The 18,483-nt window shown below is 71.0% G+C and carries 15 protein-coding genes; 13 read left to right on the forward strand and 2 right to left on the reverse strand.

Going from position 1 to position 18,483, the window contains the following annotated elements; translation table 11 throughout:
• Positions 1-14: 14 nt before the first annotated feature.
• The 6 genes from BT364_RS09920 (at position 15) to BT364_RS09945 (ending at position 7,170) form a co-directional block, all read left to right on the forward strand.
• The gene (locus BT364_RS09920; RefSeq protein ID WP_072484760.1) at positions 15-815 is read left to right on the forward strand and encodes a crotonase/enoyl-CoA hydratase family protein; all 801 of its coding nucleotides are present in this window, start codon (positions 15-17) and stop codon (positions 813-815) included.
• Between the two features lie 15 nt (positions 816-830).
• Positions 831-1,778, forward strand: coding sequence for a Zn-ribbon domain-containing OB-fold protein (locus BT364_RS09925; protein ID WP_072484761.1), 948 nt, complete (start codon positions 831-833; stop codon positions 1,776-1,778).
• Positions 1,779-2,831, forward strand: a complete 1,053-nt coding sequence (locus BT364_RS09930) for a thiolase domain-containing protein (RefSeq protein ID WP_072484762.1) — start codon at positions 1,779-1,781, stop codon at positions 2,829-2,831.
• Positions 2,824-3,990: a thiolase domain-containing protein gene (locus BT364_RS09935; protein WP_072484763.1), complete on the forward strand. Its 1,167-nt coding sequence runs from the start codon at positions 2,824-2,826 to the stop codon at positions 3,988-3,990. The genes BT364_RS09930 and BT364_RS09935 overlap by 8 nt, the downstream gene beginning before the upstream one ends.
• A 139-nt stretch (positions 3,991-4,129) precedes the next feature.
• A complete protein-coding gene (locus BT364_RS09940; RefSeq protein ID WP_072484764.1) occupies positions 4,130-4,630 on the forward strand; it encodes a hypothetical protein in 501 nt (166 codons plus the stop codon).
• Between the two features lie 146 nt (positions 4,631-4,776).
• On the forward strand, positions 4,777-7,170 hold the full coding sequence (locus tag BT364_RS09945; protein ID WP_079179374.1) for a glycoside hydrolase family 95 protein: 2,394 nt from the start codon (positions 4,777-4,779) through the stop codon (positions 7,168-7,170).
• On the opposite strand, the gene BT364_RS09950 is transcribed toward BT364_RS09945, so the two are convergent.
• On the reverse strand, positions 7,146-9,359 hold the full coding sequence (locus BT364_RS09950) for a terpene synthase family protein (RefSeq protein ID WP_072484766.1): 2,214 nt from the start codon (positions 9,357-9,359) through the stop codon (positions 7,146-7,148). The two genes, BT364_RS09945 and BT364_RS09950, sit on opposite strands and share 25 nt — an antisense overlap.
• 385 nt (positions 9,360-9,744) lie before the next feature.
• Between BT364_RS09950 and BT364_RS09955 the strand changes: the two genes are divergently transcribed.
• Both BT364_RS09955 and BT364_RS09960 read left to right on the forward strand, forming a co-directional pair.
• Positions 9,745-11,076 (forward strand): N-acetylmuramoyl-L-alanine amidase, encoded by a 1,332-nt coding sequence (locus BT364_RS09955; RefSeq protein WP_072484767.1) that lies wholly within the window; start codon positions 9,745-9,747, stop codon positions 11,074-11,076.
• A 68-nt stretch (positions 11,077-11,144) separates the two neighbouring features.
• On the forward strand, positions 11,145-11,414 hold the full coding sequence (locus BT364_RS09960) for a hypothetical protein (RefSeq protein WP_072484768.1): 270 nt from the start codon (positions 11,145-11,147) through the stop codon (positions 11,412-11,414).
• Positions 11,415-11,482: 68 nt separating this feature from the next.
• Here BT364_RS09960 and BT364_RS09965 read toward each other — a convergent pair whose 3' ends face one another.
• Positions 11,483-12,670: an ROK family transcriptional regulator gene (locus tag BT364_RS09965; protein WP_072484769.1), complete on the reverse strand. Its 1,188-nt coding sequence runs from the start codon at positions 12,668-12,670 to the stop codon at positions 11,483-11,485.
• Between the two features lie 165 nt (positions 12,671-12,835).
• Here BT364_RS09965 and BT364_RS09970 point away from each other — a divergent pair, with 165 nt between their 5' ends.
• Genes BT364_RS09970 through BT364_RS09990 form a run of 5 tightly spaced genes read left to right on the forward strand, consistent with a single transcriptional unit; the run spans position 12,836 to position 18,447 of the window.
• Entirely contained in the window at positions 12,836-14,323 is a 1,488-nt protein-coding gene (locus tag BT364_RS09970) for a sugar ABC transporter ATP-binding protein (protein ID WP_072484770.1), read from the forward strand.
• Positions 14,320-15,336 carry an ABC transporter permease gene (locus BT364_RS09975; RefSeq protein ID WP_072484771.1) on the forward strand — a complete coding sequence of 339 codons (1,017 nt, stop codon included), beginning with the start codon at positions 14,320-14,322 and terminating at the stop codon, positions 15,334-15,336. The genes BT364_RS09970 and BT364_RS09975 overlap by 4 nt, the downstream gene beginning before the upstream one ends.
• Positions 15,333-16,340 (forward strand): ABC transporter permease, encoded by a 1,008-nt coding sequence (locus tag BT364_RS09980; RefSeq protein WP_072484772.1) that lies wholly within the window; start codon positions 15,333-15,335, stop codon positions 16,338-16,340. The genes BT364_RS09975 and BT364_RS09980 overlap by 4 nt, the downstream gene beginning before the upstream one ends.
• Positions 16,337-17,551 carry an ABC transporter substrate-binding protein gene (locus tag BT364_RS09985; RefSeq protein ID WP_072484773.1) on the forward strand — a complete coding sequence of 405 codons (1,215 nt, stop codon included), beginning with the start codon at positions 16,337-16,339 and terminating at the stop codon, positions 17,549-17,551. The genes BT364_RS09980 and BT364_RS09985 overlap by 4 nt, the downstream gene beginning before the upstream one ends.
• Positions 17,548-18,447: a sugar phosphate isomerase/epimerase family protein gene (locus tag BT364_RS09990; RefSeq protein ID WP_072484774.1), complete on the forward strand. Its 900-nt coding sequence runs from the start codon at positions 17,548-17,550 to the stop codon at positions 18,445-18,447. Before BT364_RS09985 ends, BT364_RS09990 begins: the two co-directional genes overlap by 4 nt.
• Positions 18,448-18,483 lie beyond the last annotated feature (36 nt).

An 18,483-nucleotide genomic window follows, 5' to 3' on the forward strand; every position in this document is an offset into this window, starting at 1 on the left:
ATGGGAGGCGGACAATGGCTGGTACGGAACACCTCGCCGTGCGGCGCGAGGGCGCCACACTGGTGCTCACCCTGAACAGACCGGAGGCGAAGAACGCCCTGTCGCTGCCGATGCTGGTCGGGCTGTACGACGGCTGGCTGGCGGCGGACGAGGACGACACGATCCGCTCGGTCGTCCTGACCGGCGCGGGCGGCTGCTTCTGCGCCGGCATGGACCTCAAGGCCCTGGCGGGCAAGGGGATGGATGGCGAGCAGTACCGCGACCGGATGACCGCCGACCCCGATCTGCACTGGAAGGCGATGCTGCGCCACCACCGCCCCCGCAAACCGGTCATTGCCGCCGTGGAGGGCCACTGTGTCGCGGGCGGCACCGAGATCCTCCAGGGCACCGACATCCGGATCGCCGGGGCGGGCGCCACCTTCGGGCTCTTCGAGGTGCGGCGCGGGCTCTTCCCCATCGGCGGCTCGACAGTCCGGCTGCCGCGCCAGATCGCACGCACGCACGCACTCGAAATGCTCCTCACCGGACGCCCGTACAGCGCCGCGGAGGCCGCGGGCATCGGACTGATCGGCCGGGTCGTCCCCGACGGCACCGCCCTGGAGGAGGCCCTCGCCGTCGCCGAGCGGATCAACGCCTGCGGGCCGCTCGCCGTCGAGGCCGTCAAGGCATCCGTGTACGAGACCGCCGAGATGACCGAGACCGAGGGACTGGCCGCCGAACTGAAACGCGGCTGGCCGGTCTTCGCGACCGACGACGCCAAGGAAGGCGCCCGCGCCTTCGCCGAGCAGCGCCCGCCCGTCTACCGGCGCGCCTGAGCCGAGGAGGCAACCGTGCCCGAAGCCCTCAGCGCCCCGCTGGTGGTCGAATTCCCCTTCACCCGCTCCCTCGGACCCGTCCAGAGCGCCTTCCTCACCGGACTGCGCGAACGCACCGTCCTCGGCGTCCGCACCGCCGGGGGGAAGATCCTCGTTCCGCCGGTCGAGTACGACCCCGTCACCGCGGAGGAAATCCGCGAACTGACCGAGGTCGCCGCCACCGGCACCGTCACCACCTGGGCCTGGAACCCCGCCCCGCGCCGCGGCCAGCCCCTGGACGCCCCCTTCGCCTGGGTCCTCGTCCGGCTCGACGGCGCCGACACCGCCCTGCTGCACGTCCTTGCCGCACCCGGCCCCGAAGCCGTGCGCACCGGCATGCGGGTCCGGATCCGCTGGGCCGCCGAGCGCACCGGAGCGATCACCGACATCGCCTGCTTCGAGCCGTACGACGGCGAGGAGACCGGACAGCAACCAGCCCCGCACGACGGCCGGTTCGCCAACCCCGTCACCGGCATCGTCACCCCCACCAGGCTCGACTACCGGTACACTCCCGGCCGCGCCCAGAGCGCGTACCTCGACGCGCTCTCCCGCCGGCGCATCGTCGGTGAGCGCTGCCCCTCCTGCCGCAAGGTGTACGTACCGCCCCGCGGTGCCTGCCCCACCTGCGGGGTCGCCACTGCCGAACAGGTCGAGGTCGGCCCGCGCGGCACCGTGACCACGTTCTGCATCGTCAACATCAAGGCCAAGAACCTCGACATCGAAGTCCCCTACGTCTACGCGCACATCGCGCTCGACGGCGCGGACCTCGCCCTGCACGCGCGGATCGGCGGCATCCCGTACGACCAGGTGCGCATGGGCCTGCGCGTCGAACCCGTCTGGACCGAGGACGGACGGCACCCCGACCACTACCGGCCGACCGGTGAGCCCGACGCCGACTACGACGCGTACAAGGAGCTGGTCTAGATGCGAGACGTGGCGATCGTCGCCTTCGCGCAGACGGACCATCTGCGGCGGACCGACGAACTCTCCGAAGTCGAGATGCTGATGCCCGTCCTGCACCGGGTCCTCGACGCGACCCGGCTCAGGACCAGCGACATCGGCTTCACCTGCTCCGGCTCCAGCGACTACCTCGCGGGCCGCGCCTTCTCCTTCACCATGGCGCTCGACGGCGTCGGCGCGTACCCGCCGATCTCCGAGTCCCATGTGGAGATGGACGGAGCCTGGGCGCTGTACGAGGCCTGGGTGAAGATCCAGACCGGCCAGGCGGACACCGCGCTCGTCTACTCCTACGGGAAGTCCTCGCCCGGCGAGGTGCGCGACGTCCTCACCCGCCAGCTCGACCCGTACTACGCCGGCCCGCTCTGGCCGGACTCCGTCGCACTCGCCGCCCTCCAGGCCCGCGCGCTGATCGACGCGGGCGACACGGACGAGGCCGCGCTCGCCGGGATCGCCCGCCGCAGCCGGGCCGCCGCGGCGGACAACCCGCACGCCCAGCTCAAGGGACCGGTCCCGGCCGGCGAGTACGTCGTGCAACCGCTGCGCACCGGCGACTGCCCGCCGGTCGGTGACGGCGCCGCCGCCGTGATCCTCGCCGCCGGTGACACCGCACGGGCTCTGTGCCCCCGCCCCGCCTGGATCCGCGGCATCGACCACCGCGTCGAGGCCCACGGCCTCGGGGTGCGGGAGCTGACCGAATCACCGTCCACCCGGCTCGCCGCGACCCGCGCCGGAGTCTTCGAACGGCCGGTGGACACAGCCGAGTTGCACGCCCCGTTCACCTCCCAGGAGGTGGTGCTGCGCAAGGCGCTCGGACTCGACGACAGCGTGAATGTCAACCCGTCCGGCGGCGCGCTGGCCGCCAACCCCGTCATGGCCGCCGGGCTGATCCGCCTCGGCGAGGCCGCAGCCCGCATCCACCGCGGCGAGTCCGACCGGGCGCTCGCCCACGCCACCTCCGGGCCCTGCCTGCAGCAGAACCTGGTCGCCGTCCTCGAAGGGGAGAGCGCTCATGCCTGAGGAGCCCGTGGCCGTCGTCGGCATCGGCCAGACGAAACACGTGTCCGCGCGCCGGGACGTCTCCATCGCCGGACTCGTCCGCGAGGCCGCCGTCCGCGCACTGGAGGACGCGGCACTGACCTGGGCGGACATCGACGCCGTCGTGATCGGCAAGGCACCCGACTTCTTCGAGGGCCTGATGATGCCGGAGCTCTATCTCGCCGACGCCCTCGGCGCGGTCGGCAAACCGATGCTCCGGGTGCACACCGCGGGGTCCGTCGGAGGCTCCACCGCGCTGGTCGCGGCCAACCTGGTCTCCGCGCGGGTGCACCGCACCGTCCTCACGCTCGCCTTCGAGAAACAGTCCGAGTCCAACGCCATGTGGGGGCTCTCGCTGCCCATCCCGTTCCAGCAGCCGCTGCTGGCCGGAGCAGGCGGCTTCTTCGCCCCGCACGTGCGGGCGTACATGCGCCGCACCGGCGCGCCCGACTCGGTCGGCTCCCTCGTCGCGTACAAGGACCGTCGCAACGCGCTCAAGAATCCGTACGCACACATCCACGACCCGGACATCACCCTGGAGAAGGTCCGCTCGGCGCCCATGCTCTGGGACCCGATCCGCTACTCGGAGACCTGCCCGTCCTCCGACGGGGCCTGCGCGATGATCCTCACCGACCGTGCCGGAGCGGCCCGTTCGCCGCACCCGCCCGCCTGGGTGCACGGCGGCGCGATGCGCAGCGAGCCGACGCTCTTCGCGGGGAAGGACTTCGTCTCGCCGCGGGCGGGCCGAGACTGCGCCGCCGACGTGTACCGGCAGGCCGGCATCGGCGACCCGCGACGCGAGATCGACGCCGTGGAGATGTACGTGCCGTTCTCCTGGTACGAGCCGATGTGGCTGGAGAACCTCGGCTTCGCCGACGAGGGCGAGGGCTGGAAGCTCACCGAGTCCGGCGTCACCGAACTCGACGGGGATCTGCCCGTGAATCCCTCGGGCGGAGTGCTCTCCACCAATCCGATCGGCGCCTCCGGCATGATCCGCTTCGCCGAGGCCGCGTTGCAGGTCCGGGGGCAGGCGGGCGAGCACCAGGTGCCCGGGGCCCGGAAGGCGCTCGGCCACGCCTACGGGGGCGGGGCGCAGTTCTTCTCCATGTGGCTGGTCGGCGCCGAGCCCCCCACCCGCTGATGCCGGGCCGTCCCGGACCGCCTCGGGCCCCGCCCGCGCCCGGTCCGGGACCGCCCGGTCCGGCCCCGGACACCCGGCGGCGCGTTGGCCTGCGCGGACCCGGCTCTGCAACGTGAGCCCGGACACGTAACATGGCTGCATGTCCTTCCTCCGCCGCCGTAGCGCCGCCACACCCGCGGGCCCCGACTTCGACGTCCTGGCCATGGACCCGGGAGACTGGCCCGGAAACCTCGGCGCCGGTCTGCTGCCCGCGCCCGACGGAAGCTGTCAGGGCGTCTTTCTCCGCTACGACCTGTTCGGCGGCCGCGGCCCCGCGATGATCATCGGCAACCTCCCGGAGGGATCGCCCGCCCGCGAGACCGAGCAGGGGCAGGTCCCGTTCGAGGTCGCCCAGCTGCTGCTCGCGCTGGAGAACGACGAGCCGGTCGAGGTCACCGGCACCGAGGACATGCCCGTGATGCAGGGCGACAACCTGCTGATCGTCCGCCGGGTCAAGCTCTCCGAGAGCCGGATCTCCTGTGTCCAGTTCGACCGCAGCGACGGTGTGCTCGTCACCATCGCCAGCTGGGACCGGCCGATCACCGACGATCTGTACACCCTGCTGAAGCCCCTGCCCGCCGAGCTGTTCCAGCAGGGCTGAAGCGGTCTCCCCCGGCCGTCCGTACCTCCCGGGCGGCTGCGGGCCCCCTGACTCAACATCTGTCCAAGTGCTCGCGGCCTCCGTCCAAGAGGCCGCTTTGTCATGCTCCTTGTCCGGTCAGTCGTCGGACCTTTACCGTCGGTCGCATGACATCCGGGATCACGCGACGCACCACAGTGAAAACAGCGATCGGCGCAACCGGTGCTCTGGCGCTGGGAATTCCCGCCCTCTCCGGTACGGCGACAGCCGTCGGCACCTCCGATGAATCGGGGAGTGCCGCCCATGCGAAGAATCGAGCGGAACCGACCCTCCGGTATGATGCGCCGGCCGCGAACTGGGAACGCGAGTCGCTGCCCATCGGCGGCGGTGCCCTCGGCGCGAGCGTGTACGGGACGCTCGCCTCCGAACAGCTCACCTTCAACGAGAAGACGCTGTGGACCGGCGGCCCCGGCTCCGTCCAGGGCTACGACTTCGGGAACTGGACCGCACCCAGACCCGGCGCCCTCACCGGCGTACAGCAACGCCTCGACAGCGAGGGCGCGCTCGGTCCGGACGCCGTCGCCGCCGAACTCGGGCAGGCCCGGCGCGGCTACGGCGCCTACCAGGTCTTCGGCGACCTGCGGCTGGATCTGCCCAACGCACCGGCCGCCCCCGACGCCTCCTACCGCCGCACCCTCGATCTGCGCAGCGCCCTCGCCTCCGTGACCTACACCCATCAAGGGGTGGGCCACACAAGGGAGTTCTTTGTCTCCCACCCCGGCCGGGTCATCGCCGGACGTCTCGGCGCCGACAGCCCCGGGCAGGTGTCCTTCACCCTGCGCTACACCTCACCCCGCAGCGACTGCACCGTCACCGCCGACGGGGACCGGCTCACCGTGCGCGGCGCGCTGAAGGACAACGGGCTGCGCTTCGAGGCCCAGATCCGCGTCCTGACCAGCGGCGGCACCGTCACCGCGGGCGCGGACGGCACCCTCACCGTCACCGGCGCCGACAGCGCCTGGTTCGCCCTCGCCGCGGGCACCGACTACGCCGACAGCTACCCCTCCTACCGGGGCGACGACCCGCACCCGGCGGTCACCGCCGCCGTGGACGCAGCCGCCCGGACCTCCTACGAGAAGGTCCGCGACACCCACGTACGCGACCACCGCGCCCTCTTCGACCGGGTCTTCCTCGACATCGGCCAGCAACTGCCCGACCTGCCCACCGACCAGCTGCTCGCCCGCTACACGGCTGGTGCGAGCCCCGCCGACCGGGCGCTGGAGGCGCTGTTCTTCCAGTACGGCCGCTATCTGCTGATCGCCTCCTCGCGGGCCGGCTCGCTGCCCGCCAACCTCCAGGGGGTCTGGAACAACTCCACCACCCCGCCCTGGTCCGCCGACTACCACAGCAACATCAATCTGCAGATGAACTACTGGCTCGCCGAGGTCACCAACCTCGCCGAGACCACCGCACCGTACGACCGGTACATCGAAGCGATGCGTGCCCCCGGCCGCAGAACGGCGAAGGAGATGTTCGGGACCGCCGGCTGGGTGGTGCACAACGAGACCAACCCGTACGGCTTCACCGGCGTCCACGACTGGTCCACCGCGTTCTGGTTCCCGGAGGCCGCCGCCTGGCTCACCCAGCAGATGTACGAGCACTACCGGTTCGGCGGCTCCACCGGCTACCTGCGCTCCACCGCCTACCCGGCGATGAAGGAGGCGGCCGAGTTCTGGCTGGCCAATCTGCGCACCGACCCGCGCGACGGACTGCTCGTCGTCACCCCCAGCTACTCTCCGGAGCACGGTGACTTCACCGCCGGTGCCGCGATGTCCCAGCAGATCGTGCACGACCTCCTCACCAACACCCTGGAGGCCGCCCGCATCCTCGGTGACGCACCCGCCTTCCGCAGCCGGCTGGAGAACGCCCTCGACCGGCTCGACCCCGGGCTGCGGATCGGCTCCTGGGGCCAGCTCCAGGAGTGGAAGGCCGACCGCGACGACCCGGGCGACGACCACCGCCATGTCTCGCACCTCTTCGCCCTGCACCCCGGGCGGCAGATCGAGCCCGGCAGCGAGTGGGCCGAGGCGGCCAAGGTCTCCCTCGGCGCACGCGGCGACGGCGGTACCGGCTGGTCCAAGGCATGGAAGATCAACTTCTGGGCGCGGCTGCGCGACGGCGACCACGCGCACAGGATGCTCGCCGAACAGCTGAAGAACTCCACCCTGCCCAACCTCTGGGACACCCACCCGCCCTTCCAGATCGACGGCAACTTCGGCGCCACCTCGGGCATCGCCGAAATGCTTCTGCAGAGCCAGCACGGCACCGTCGACATCCTCCCCGCCCTCCCGTCGGGCTGGCCGGACGGATCGGTGCGCGGACTGCGCGCCCGGGGAGGCTTCACCGTCGACATCGAATGGGCTGCCGGGCAGGCCCGCCGTGTGGTGATCACGGCGAGCCGCAGCCGCGAAGTGACCGTCCGCAGCTCGCTGTTCGCGAGCGGCGAGAAGGTCTTCAAGGCGCGTGCCGGAGGCCGCTACACGCTGATCGCCGAGGGCTGAGCGAACAGCGCGGTCACCCGCGCCGCCGAGACACCGAGCCCCGTGGGACCGCTGATGTGCCACGGGGTTCCGGTGCCGCGCAGCAGGTCCTGCTCGCGGTAGCGCCGGCAGTCCCGGTGCCAGATCAGGATGCCCGCGATCCAGTGCTTGAGCTCCTGCACGTACCCGGCCAGGACCTCCCTCGCCTCCGCGTCCAGCCCGAAGTCGTCGTAGAGCACGGGGAGTTCCTGCTCGGCGACATGCAGGAACTGCCTCAGCCGCGACTTCATCAGGTCGTACACGATCGCCACCCCGGTCGGATAGTCCACTCCGAAGAAGTTCTGCACGACCAGGACGCCGTTGTGCACCTCGCCCTCGAACTCGATCTCCTTCTGGTATGAGAACAGGTCGTTGAGCAGGCACGCGTAGTCCGCCGCCGCGTTCTCCAGGGAGCGCAGCGGCCCGCTGTGGTAGATCTCCGGTGGAACCTTCCTGCCATGACCGAGCCGGCACAGGCTCATCGTCAGATCGGAGCCGAAGGTCATACGCCGCATCTCGACGTAGTCCACCGGGTCGGGGATGCGGTTCTGCACCTGGTTCGCCAGCTCCCACACCCAGCTCGCGGTCATGTCCTCGACCGCCTTGCGGAACGCGCTGCGTCCGCTCGCGTCCATCGGGGCCGAGGTCCGCGCCCAGAGATCGGCGAGCCCCCGCTCCAGGGCATTGACCGGTTCGGGCGTCCCGGACCCGTCCAGGGGCATGAACAGCGACAGCCGCTCATTGGCGAGCTTGGCCCCCGCCAGGTCGCGGGCCCGGCCGTGCACCACCGGGAACCAGTCGTCGCCGTACGTTCCCCAGGTCAGCCACTGCGAGGAGAGGTCCAGTTCCTGCGGTGTCGCGTCCGGGTGCAGGCCCGCCGCGCACAGCGGCAGATCGGTCGCGAGGAGCCGCTCCTCGTCCCAGATGTGCGAACCGGGCACCCCCGGCTGCGCCTCCAGAATGCCCATCCGGCCCGCCCAGTCGACGATCCGTACCCGCGCCCCGTCCAGATGCGGACTGAGCGTCGTGCCGAAGGGCAGCTCGAAGTCGGGCAGCAGCGACGGGCCGACGCGCTGGTACGGCACATGGGTGTGGCTGCGCAGCCGGGCCGCCTCCGAGCGCGAGGTGAACCGGACCGAGGCCGCGGCCATGCCGAAGCCGGTCGTGGCCGCTTCGACCGCGCCGTCGTTCATGTAGCGGCTGGAGCGCATGTGCCACTCATGGCCGCCGGACTGCCAGTCCTGCAAGCCCTTGACGTATGCGAGAACCGCCGCGGTCCGGGCGGGGTCGAGCCCCTTCTGCGCGCAGAGCGGCCCGAGTTCGGTGAGCGCGGTGTTCTCGAACTGCTGGAGCCGGGACGTCAGCAGGTCGTTCACCGCGTCGGCGGCCTCCTGCGTGCTGCAGCCGAGGAAGTGCTCCAGCACCAGCACACCGTTGCTGTTCTCGCCCTCGTCCTCGACCTCCCGCTGGTACGAGAAGAGGTCGTTGCGCAGATGCACCCCGTCGGAGAAGGCGTCGCGCAGCACCCGCAGCGCACGCTCGCCGGCCACCGCCTCGGGGACCTCGGCGTCCGCCGCGTACTCCACGAGACCCGCCGACCACGGGGCGCCGCCCACCTTGCGGCGCATCTCGATGTACTCGACGGGGTTGGCGATGCGCCCCTCGTTGATGTTGGAGAGCTCCCACATCGACTCGTTGAGCAGGTTCTCCGTCGCCACGGCGAACCTGGCCCGCCAGGCGTCGGACATGCTCGGCACCGTACGCGTCCACAGATCGGCCAGCCCCGCCTCGACCGGGTTCGTCGGCTCCGGCATCGGGGCCCCGCGGTCCATCGGCATGAACGCCGGCAACCGGTCCAGATAGCGCTTGGCGCCCGCACGGTCGGGGTTGCGTTTGAAGAGCTCCAGGAAGTGGTCGTCGAAGAAGAAGACCCACACGTACCAGTCGGTGACCAGCGAGAGCGCCTCGGCCGAGCAGTCGGGATGGGTGTACGCACACAGCAGCGCGTAGTCGTGGGAGTCGATGTCCTTCTCCTCCCAGATGCCAGAACCCTCCACCATCCCTATGCTGCGCGCCCACTGCTTGGTGTGTACTCGGGCCTCCTCGACATGGGGGTTGAGCCGTGCCGGATACGGAACGTAGAAGTCCGGCAGGGTGAAGGGCTGAGCCATGTGCGTCCGGCCTTTCCTGGATCGCCGTGCGGATGTCGCACGGACGAGATCGTGTCGGCGCGAGCACTACCCTTCGGCCGTTCGGGGCACGCACATCCGGGATTAGTCACATAAAAGGCGCGCTCGTGAGGGGCGTCCCGGCACGGGCCCGGTGTCCTCCGATCCGAGCGCGAGACCCCGGCAACAAGCCGTCGTGGAAGACCGGTTGAATCTTTCCGTCGCAGGTCGGACACCCCGCCAGTGGTCTGGTCCACTGGTTCGATCCGCGACCTCCACGGATCCCTTGACGTGCTGTCATCTCAGGTCGGAGAGTGTGCGCGCACAGCGGAACAGTGGGATCGGATCACGCACGGCTCCATCACGCACGGCTCCAAGAAGGGTTGTCATGACGTCCAAGCAGAGGACCGGACTCGCACTCGCGTTGACAGGCGTCGGCGCACTGAGCATGGCGCTGCTCAGTCCCGCGGCGCAGGCCGGCGCGGAAGGGGTGCGGCCGGAATGCCCGCGCAGCCTCGCATGCGACTGGGTGCCGGCGGCCTACCAGCAGACGGGCGACCCGGCCGACAAGGAGACGTACGGGAACTACGACACCGCGGACCGGCCGCACACCAACAAGATCAGATTCATTGTTCTGCACGACACCGAGGAAGACTTCGACACCACCCTGAAGATCTTCCAGAACCCGCTGAAGCAGACCTCCGCCCACTACGTGGTGCGCTCGTCCGACGGTCATGTCACCCAGATGGTCAAGGGCAAGGACGTCGCCTGGCAGGCGGGCAACTGGTACGTCAACAGCCACTCCATCGGCATCGAGCAGGAGGGCGTCGCCGTCGAGGGCGCCAAGTGGTACACCCCCGAGATGTACCGCTCGACCGCCAAGCTGGTGCGCTACCTCGCGGCCAAGTACGACATACCGCTCGACCGCCAGCACATCATCGGCCACGACGGAGTGCCGCCCACCAGCGCGTCCGGCGCCAAGAACATGCACTGGGACCCGGGCACCTACTGGGACTGGAACCGCTTCATGGCGCTGCTCGGCGAGCCCACCGTGCCGAGCGCTTCCAGGAGCAGCGAACTGATCACCGTCAGCCCGGACTTCAAGAAGAACCAGCAGGCGTTCCGCGACTGCGAGAAGGGCGTCGACCTGCCGGTCCAGGGCTCCAGCGCCGTCCCGCTGCACACCGCGCCGTCCACCGACGCGCCCCTCTTCTCCGACCCCGGCCTGCACACCGACGGCTCGCCCGGCACGAACTGCGCCGCAGACTGGGGCAGCAAGATCAGCGCCACCCAGCAGGCCGTCGTCGCGGACCACGCCCCCGGCTGGACTGCGATCTGGTGGTACGGCCAGAAGGCCTGGTTCCAGACCCCGGCCCGCAGCCGCAACACCACACCCACTTCCGGCTATGTCGTCAGGCCGAAGGCGGGCCGCACGGACGTGCCGGTGTACGGGGTCGCGTACCCCGAGAAGTCCGAGTACCCCGCGGACTTCTCGGACAAGCGGGTGGGCGCGCCACTCCAGTACACGATCAAGGCCGGCCAGTCCTACCCCGGCGGCGGCGAGGCGCCGACCGGCTTCTTCTACGCGCCGACGATCGACTCCTCGTACCCGCTCGACCACGCGTACTTCCGTGGCAAGGAGAAGTACGTGACGGTGCAGATCGGCCACCGGATCGCCTTCGTGAAGGCGTCCGACGTGGACATCGTCCGCACGCGCTGAGCCCTTGCCGCGATCGTCGCAGCGGCGGCGGAAATGCCGGGTATCCGTACAACCAGAAGGAGGCCTTCATGCACAAGCCGATCAGGACCGCCGCCACCGCGGCCACGGGCCTTGCCATGGCGCTCGCACTCACCGGCGCCGGAGCCGTCGCCACCGTCGCGACGGCCTCGGCCGCCGCCGCTTCCGAGACCGGGGCGCAGGGCTGGGACGTCTCCGGCTCGTTCGACACCCAGCAGGAGTGCGTCGCCGCCGGGGACGCGGGCGTCGCCGACGGGAGCTGGGCGCAGTACCGGTGCGTACTGTTCGAGGCCCGGTGGGACTTGATGACTCCCGCGTAACCGCACGGCCAAGTGCCGTCGTGACCAGTGCCCCCGCGCACACCGCCCGTGCGCGGGGGCACTCGCGCTCAGCCCGCGACCAGCCGGTTCACCTGCTCGGGAGACAGGGCGTGCTCGATGGCGAGGATCCCTGCACCCACCGCCGCCGCGTTCTCGCCCGTACGGCTCGGCTCGATCCGCAGCAGCTGGGTGGCCAGCGGATGCGAACGCCGGTACACCGCCTCCCGCACCCCCGCGAGCAACTGGTCATGAACGGCGGCCAGCGCGCCGCCCATCACCACCGTGTCCGGGTTGAAGAAATTCACCAGCCCCGCCAGTACCTCGCCGACCGCCCGCCCGGCCTCCCGCACCATCCGCACCGCGTCCCGGTTCCCGGACTGCACCAGCCGCACCACATCGCTGCCCGATGCCGCGTCCAGCCCCAGAGCGACCAGCTTCGCCGCCAGTGACGCGCCACCCGCGACCGCCTCCAGGCAGCCCGCATTGCCGCATCGGCACGGATCGTCGAGATCGGCGACCCGGATGTGGCCGATGTCGCCCGCGCACCCCTGCGCCCCCCGGTGCAGCTCGCCGTCGGCGACGATCCCGCAGCCGATCCCCGTACCGACCTTGATGTACAGCAGATAGCGGCAGTCGGGGAACGCGCGCCGCTGCTCGCCCAGCGCCATCACGTTCACATCGTTGTCCACGAGCGCCCGCACCCCGAACCGGGAGGCGAAGAACTCCGGGATCGGGTACCGGTGCCAGCCCGGCATGATCGGCGGATCGACGGGACGGCCGGTGGAGAACTCCACCGGACCCGGCACCCCGACGCCGATGCACCGCAGCGTCCCCGGCTCCCGGTGTGTCTCCTCCAGCAGGGCGCGCAGGGTGCGCTCCACGTGCCGCAGTACGGAATCCGGGCCGTCCCCGATCGACAGCGGTTCCTCGTGCGTGGCGAGCGTGGTCCCGCCGATGTCCATCAGTGCCACCCGGCAGTGCGAGGCCCCCAGATCCACCCCGGCCACCGCGTGCTCACGGGTGCGCAGCGCCAGCCGTCGCGGCGGCCGGCCGCCGGTGGAACCGCCGTCGGCGTCCTCGTCCACGAGACCGTGCGCGATCAGGGCGTCCACACGCTGGGAGACCGTCGAACGGGCCATTCTGGTGACCCGGGCGATATCGGCCCGGGTCGTCACAGCCCCGGAGCCGATCAGTGCGAGCACCTCGCCCGGCGAGTGCGATGCGGCAGCGGAATTGCGATCCGACGGCGAAGACATGGCTGTCACCCTAGGGACGACTTTCGCTGCTCACAAGGCATCCACTGTTCGTTCATCGGCATAAGTGGCAGTCAAGTCACCTCAGAACAAAGGTGTTTGAGACCTTGACACTCCCAATGCCTGTCACGACTCTGCTCTGCAGACCACTGAGCGAGGAGCAGTTCGATGCTGACGATGCAGGGTGTGTCCAAGAGCTTTCTCGGGGTGCGTGTGCTCGAAGGGGTGGGGCTCGACCTCGAAGCCGGGGAAGTGCATGCCCTGGTGGGGGAGAACGGCGCGGGAAAGTCGACACTGATGAAGATCCTCGCGGGCGAGCACTCACCCGACGCGGGAACCCTCACCATCGACGGCACCGCCCACTCCTTCAGCCACCCGGCCCAGGCCCAGGCCGCCGGGATCGGCATCATCCACCAGGAGTTCGCCCTCCTGGAGCACCGCACGGTCGCCGAGAACGTCTTCCTCGGCCGCGAACCGACCCGGTACGGACTCGTCGACCGGCGCACCATGGAGCGGCGCACCGCCGAGCTCCTCGCCGAGCTCGACGAGACCGGCATCACCCCGCGGACCCCCGTGCACGAACTCTCCGTCGCACGCAGGCAGACCGTGGAGATCGTCAAGGCCCTCGCATCCGACGTCCGCATCCTCGTGATGGACGAACCCACCGCCGCACTTGCCGACCACGAGGTCGAGCGGCTCTGCGCCCTGGTCCGCCGTCTCACGGCCCGCGGACTGGGCATCCTCTACGTCTCGCACCGGCTCCGCGAGGTCTTCGACCTCTCACGACGCATCACCGTCCTCAAGGACGGCCGCCGCGTCACCACCCTCACCACCCGCGACACCGACGCCGACACGGTGGTACGCGCCATGGTCGGACGGGAACTCGGCGCCTACTACCCGCCCAGGGCCGGGCCGCAAGAGCCGGGAGAGGTACGGCTCACGGTACGCGGCGGCGGCAACTCCCGGATCTTTGGCATCGATCTGACCCTGCGGGCCGGCGAGGTCGTCGGCGTCGCCGGTCTCCAGGGCTCCGGCCGCACCTGCCTCGCCCGCGCCCTCTTCGGAGCCGATCCCTTCACCACGGGCACCATGACCGTCGGCGGGGAAGAACTGCGCCCGGCTCGCCCCCGGGAAGCCGTCCGGGCCGGGATCGCCCTGGTCACCGAGGACCGCAAGGGGGAGGGACTCGCACTGCACCAGTCGGTGACCGACAACGCGCTGCTCGTGACCCGCGCCGTCCCCGCACGCGGCGGGCCGGCCGTCCGCCGCGAGGTGATCGCCCTGCTGGAACGCGTACGCCTCCACGCCCGCGGCGCCGACCAGCAGGTCCAGTACCTGTCCGGCGGCAATCAGCAGAAGGTCGTCATCGCCAAGTGGCTCGCCGCCCGCCCCCGGGTGCTCCTCTTCGACGAGCCGACCCGGGGCGTCGACGTCGGCGCCAAGGCGGCCATCCACACCCTCGTGCGGGAACTGGCGCGCGAGGGCCTCGCCGTACTGATCATCTCCTCCGAACTGCCCGAGCTGATCGGCATGAGCGACCGCATCCTCGTCATGTCCGAAGGCCGGCTCGCCGGTGAACTGCCCGCGGGTGCCACGGAAGAGGCCGTCATGCGCGTCGCCACCGGCGGCGACCGCGCACGGGAGGGAGCAGCATGACCGCACTGCGGCCCGACTCGGGCGCCCGGCCCGGCACCGACGCACCGCGGCCGGCCCGGCCGCGTCCCACCGGCCCCGTGGCCGGGGTCTGGCTCGCCGCCCTCGCCGTCACCGTGCTCGGCTGGATCGCAGTCGCGGCCCGCGGCGGGGACTTTCTGACCGTGACCAACGTGGTCACGATCCTCCAGAACTGCGTCGCCCTCGGTCTCGTGGCCGTCGGCCAGTCCGTGGTCGTCCTCAGCGGATCGCTGGACCTGTCCGTCGCCTACCTCATCAGCCTGGGCACCCTCGTCGCCGCGGAGACGATGGAGAGCGGCAGCGTGTTCGTCGCGGTCGTCGCCGTCCTCGCCCTCTGCGCCGCCGTCGGCCTCGCCAACGGGCTGATCGTCACCGGGCTCAAGGTCAACGCCTTCATCGCCACCCTCGGCACGGCCTTCATCCTGCGCGGCTGGATCGAGGACAACTACACCGGCCCCGCCGGCAAGGTCCCCGCCTCCTTCCAGCACCTCGGCTACGACCGGATCGGACCGGTCCCCGTCTCCCTCTTCCTCCTTCTCGCGGTCGCCGCAGTCCTCTGGCTGATCACCCGCCGCACCCGGCTCGGCCACCACATGTACGCGACCGGCGGCGACGAGCACGCCGCGCGGCTCTCCGGCGTACGCACCCGGCGCACCGTCGTCACCGCACACCTCCTGTGCTCGCTCTGCGTCGGCGCCGCGGCCCTGTTCCTCGCCGCGCGGCTCGGCGCCGGGGCTCCCTGGGCGGGCACGGAGGCCCGCTACGACCTGGAGTCGATCGCCGCCGTCGTCCTCGGCGGCACCGCGCTCGCCGGCGGGCGCGGGGGAGTGGCGGGCACCCTCGGCGGAGTCCTCGTCCTCGCCGTGCTCGACAGCGTCTTCAACCAGCTGTCCGTGGACCCGTTCTTCAAGAACGTCGTCCGCGGCGTCGTCATCATCGCGGCCGTCGCCCTCTACGCGCGGGGCCGCCGCACCCCGCAGGGGAGGACCGCATGACCACCGCCGCCCAGGCGCCCGCCGCCCGCCGTGTCCTGTGTGCCCTCACCACCGGCACCCCCGTCTACCTCCTGCTCGCGGTACTCCTGGCCGCACTCGCCCTCACCGACCCGGGCTTCTACGAACCCGACCGCCTCCTCTCCTTCGTCAAGCGCGCCGCACCCCTCGTGATCCTCGCGGCCGGCCAGTACCTGGTCATCGTCTGCGGCGAGTTCGACCTCTCCGTCGGAGCGATCGTCACCGCCGGGGTGGTCGTCACCGCAGAACTGTACGGCTCGTTCCCGGCCGCGCCCTGGCCGCTGGTCACCGCTGTCCTGCTGCTCGCCGGAGCCCTCGCCGGTCTCGTCAGTGGGCTGATCACCACCCTGCTGCGCGTGCCGTCGTTCATCACCACGCTCGGCATGATGCTGATCCTCGAAGGCGCCGTCTTCTTCTGGACCGGAGGCTCCCCGCACGGCGCGCTGCCCCCGGAGTTCCGCAGGCTCGGACGCGGTACCGTGTTCGGCTGGCTGCCGTGGGCCGTGCTCGCCTGCGTCGTCGCGGGGCTCCTGGCCGTACGCCTGATGCGTTCCGACTTCGGCCGCACGCTTCTCGCCACCGGCGACAGCGAACGCGCCGCGGCCCTGGCCGGGGTCCGGGTCGCGCGCGCCCGGACCATCGCCTTCGTGCTCTCCGGCGGCGCGGCCGCGCTCGCGGCCGTACTCGTCGGCGGCTTCTCCGGAGTCTCGGCGCAGGCGGGCCGGGGCTACGAGTTCGAGGCGATCACGGCCGTCGTGCTGGGCGGCGTGGTGCTCGGCGGCGGCCGGGGCTCCGTCGTCGCGGCGATGGCCGGGGCGTTCTCGCTCCAGGCACTGTTCACCCTGCTCAACCTCCAGGGCGTCTCCGGAGCCCTGGAGTCGACCGTGCAAGGCGTCATCGTCATCGCCGCCGTCGCCCTCGGAGCAGCCGACTGGTCCAGGCTGCGCCGCCGCGGCACCGAATCCCCGGGAGCGAAAACCTCATGAGTACGCGAAAGTTCGGACACCTCCTCGTGCCGGTTGCCGCACTGCTGGGCGCGGCGCTGCTGGCCGGCTGCACGAGCGACGCGCCGCCCGAAGCGCCCGCCGCCGGAGCGAGCGGCAGCACGGGCGCCCCGGGCACCGGCGAGCAGTCGAAGTTCTTCGACCGGGCCGAGTACGAGCGCCAGCTCGGCCTCGCCGAGGTCGCCCCGCAGGGCCCCGCCGGGAAACCGTGGGAGCAGATGCTCCGCCCGAAGCTCGTCGACACCACCCAGTACCGGAAGAAGGACGGCGGCGGAATCCGTCTCTGCTTCTCCAACGCCGGGGTCTTCAACCCCTGGCGCCAGGTCGGCCTGCAGAACATGCGGGCCGAGGCCGCGCTCCACAAGGAGATCACCGAGTTCACCGTGCTCGACGCGCAGGGCAAGGACGACAAGCAGATCTCCGACATCCAGGAACTCGCCGGCCAGGACTGCGACGCCCTGATCGTCTCCCCGAACACCACGGCCACCCTCACCCCCGCCGTCGGGCAGGCCTGCGGAAAGGTGCCCGTGATCGTCTTCGACCGCGGTGTCGAGACCGACTGCGCCGTCACCTTCATCAACCCGGTCGGCGGCTACGGATACGGGGCGGTCGCCGCCGACTTCCTCGTCGGGAAGGTGAAGCCCAAGGGGAAGATCCTCGCCCTGCGGATCTCCCCGGGCGTCGATGTGCTGGAGACCCGCTGGTCGGCGGCGAAGCTCGCGTTCGACAGGAGCGGACTCGACGTCGTGGACGTGAAGTTCACCGACGGCGACCCGGCGAAGACGAAGGCGATCGTCACCGACGCCCTCACCCGCAACGGCGACATCGACGGCGTCTGGATGGACTCCGGAGCGACCTCCGTCGCCGCCGTCGAGGCCTTCGAGGACGCCGGCAAGGACGTACCGCCCATCACCGGCGAGGACCAGCAGGACTTCCTCCAGGTCTGGAAGGAGAAGAAGCTCACCGCCATCGCCCCCTCGTACCCCACCTTCCAGTGGCGCACCCCGGTCATCGCCGCGCTGCGGATCCTCAAAGGGGCGCAGGTCCCGAAGGAGTGGAAGCTCCCGCAGCCCACCGTCACCCAGGACACCCTCGACCAGTACTACAGGCCCGGTATGCCGCCCCTGCACTACGCGATGTGCGGCTGCGAGAACCTGCCCGGATTCCCGGAGAAGTGGGGAGGCAAGAAGTGACCGCCGCCTTCCCGCTCGGTGCCAATCCGTGGATCTGGCACTCGCCGGTGACGTACGAAACACTCGGCGACGTCCTGCCCCGGCTGTCCGCATGGGGCTTCGACTGCGTCGAGATCCCGCTGGAGAACGAACGGGACTGGGCGCCCGCGTCCGTCGCCAAGCTCCTCGACGCCTCGGGTCTGGCCCCCGCCGCGGTGATCGCCGTCATGCCGCCCGGCCGCGACCTCGTCCGCACCGATCCGCGGACTGTCCGGGTCACCCAGGACTACCTGTGCCGCTGCGTCGAAGCCGCCGGGGCTCTCGGCGCCCCCACCGTCGCCGGACCCATGTACGCGGCGGTGGGCCGCACCTGGCGGATGGACCGCGCCGAACGCGCCGCCGCGTACGAGGAGTTGCGGGAGAACCTCGCCCCGGTCGTCGCGCACGCCCGCGCGGCGGGGGTGCGCCTGGCCGTGGAACCCCTCAACCGGTACGAGACGAGCCTGCTCAACACCGTCGACCAGACCCTCGAAGCGCTGGCCGGCCTCCCCGGTACCACCATCGGCCTCGCGCTCGACGTGTACCACCAGAACATCGAGGAACGCTCGCTGCCCGACGCCGTGCACCGCGCGGCCGGCCGCATCGTCCATGTCCAGGTGTGCGCCAACGACCGGGGCACCCCCGGCGCCGACAGTCTCGACTGGCCCGGCTTCCTCACCGCGCTCACCGCGAGCGGTTACTGGGGCCCGCTCTGCATCGAGTCGTTCACCGCGCACAACGACGCCATCGCGGTCGCCGCCTCGGTCTGGCGGCCGCTCGCCGGTACCCAGGACAGCATCGCGACCGACGGCCTGGCCTTTCTGCGCCGCACCCTGAGCGCTGCCCCTGGACCACCCCCTGACCCCGCACGCCCGTAACCCGCAGAGAGGACCCGCTCGTGAGCCGTCACCGAT

Source organism: Streptomyces atratus, assembly GCF_900119365.1.
Taxonomy (GTDB): Bacteria; Actinomycetota; Actinomycetes; order Streptomycetales; family Streptomycetaceae; genus Streptomyces; species Streptomyces atratus_B.

Coding starts and splice junctions, on each gene's coding strand:
- BT364_RS09950 (WP_072484766.1), bottom strand. CDS start 9,359: ATGGCTCAGCCCTTCACCCTGCCGGACTTCTACGTTCCGTATCCGGCA.
- BT364_RS09955 (WP_072484767.1), top strand. CDS start 9,745: ATGACGTCCAAGCAGAGGACCGGACTCGCACTCGCGTTGACAGGCGTC.
- BT364_RS09930 (WP_072484762.1), top strand. CDS start 1,779: ATGCGAGACGTGGCGATCGTCGCCTTCGCGCAGACGGACCATCTGCGG.
- BT364_RS09975 (WP_072484771.1), top strand. CDS start 14,320: ATGACCGCACTGCGGCCCGACTCGGGCGCCCGGCCCGGCACCGACGCA.
- BT364_RS09935 (WP_072484763.1), top strand. CDS start 2,824: ATGCCTGAGGAGCCCGTGGCCGTCGTCGGCATCGGCCAGACGAAACAC.
- BT364_RS09985 (WP_072484773.1), top strand. CDS start 16,337: ATGAGTACGCGAAAGTTCGGACACCTCCTCGTGCCGGTTGCCGCACTG.
- BT364_RS09970 (WP_072484770.1), top strand. CDS start 12,836: ATGCTGACGATGCAGGGTGTGTCCAAGAGCTTTCTCGGGGTGCGTGTG.
- BT364_RS09920 (WP_072484760.1), top strand. CDS start 15: ATGGCTGGTACGGAACACCTCGCCGTGCGGCGCGAGGGCGCCACACTG.
- BT364_RS09980 (WP_072484772.1), top strand. CDS start 15,333: ATGACCACCGCCGCCCAGGCGCCCGCCGCCCGCCGTGTCCTGTGTGCC.
- BT364_RS09965 (WP_072484769.1), bottom strand. CDS start 12,670: ATGTCTTCGCCGTCGGATCGCAATTCCGCTGCCGCATCGCACTCGCCG.
- BT364_RS09940 (WP_072484764.1), top strand. CDS start 4,130: ATGTCCTTCCTCCGCCGCCGTAGCGCCGCCACACCCGCGGGCCCCGAC.
- BT364_RS09945 (WP_079179374.1), top strand. CDS start 4,777: ATGACATCCGGGATCACGCGACGCACCACAGTGAAAACAGCGATCGGC.
- BT364_RS09960 (WP_072484768.1), top strand. CDS start 11,145: ATGCACAAGCCGATCAGGACCGCCGCCACCGCGGCCACGGGCCTTGCC.